Here is a 627-nt window from a genome sequence, read left to right as displayed (position 1 = left end):
GGAGCGGCGGCAGGCGCTGCGGCTGCGCAGGGGGCGGAGGCCTCGCGTCGTGGACGGGGCGCTGGCGCGACACTTCCTGCTGTGGCCCCGGGGCGAGGCGGCTCGCCACCCCGGCCAGTCTCGCGACGAGGCTGGCGAGTGGGCGCGCCAGCTCCTCATCAAGGGCGGTGCGGAAGGACGCCTCAAGAGATGTCGCGAACTTCGGAGCGGACGGGCGGAGGAGCTCCCTCGCGGAAGAGGATGAACCGTGAACCTGCGAAACAGGACGGCGTGGTTTTTTGTGCATGTGAGCCTTTGCTCGCCTTGCTGTGTATTCGGGGCGAGTGCGCGTTGAGGCGCCGGGTGATGATTACCATTCTCGGGGCACGTGTCGTAGTCGAGCAATGCCTGGGTGGAAAAAGGAGTGCCTGCCTCTGTCAATCATACGGAGCGACCTCGTGGGAATGGTTGCTGGCCAGAGCCACCCCGTGGGCTGGCATGTCTCGTGCTGTGGAGTATGCGGATGACGATGAACGAGCGGCACGCCCTCGCAGTAGAGCTGGGGCGAGTAGAAGTGGCGTTGCAGCGGGCGTACGCGACGATGGACGGGAGTGTCGAATCGCGGACCCGGCTCGCCAGGGCGAAGGA

1 protein-coding gene is annotated in these 627 nt (G+C 66.5%); it reads left to right on the top strand.

Annotation, left to right across the window (positions count from 1 at the left end):
* Nucleotides 1–244 (top strand): hypothetical protein (locus FJV41_RS53275; protein ID WP_220137981.1); only part of this gene is annotated, 244 nt, incomplete at its 5' end.
* Between the last annotated feature and the right edge of the window lie 383 nt (nt 245–627).

This window comes from Myxococcus llanfairpwllgwyngyllgogerychwyrndrobwllllantysiliogogogochensis, assembly GCF_006636215.1.
GTDB lineage: Bacteria > Myxococcota > Myxococcia > Myxococcales > Myxococcaceae > Myxococcus > Myxococcus llanfairpwllgwyngyllgogerychwyrndrobwllllantysiliogogogochensis.
The sequence above is the reverse complement of the archived record's forward strand: the minus strand, read 5'-3'. Positions and strand labels throughout refer to the sequence as shown.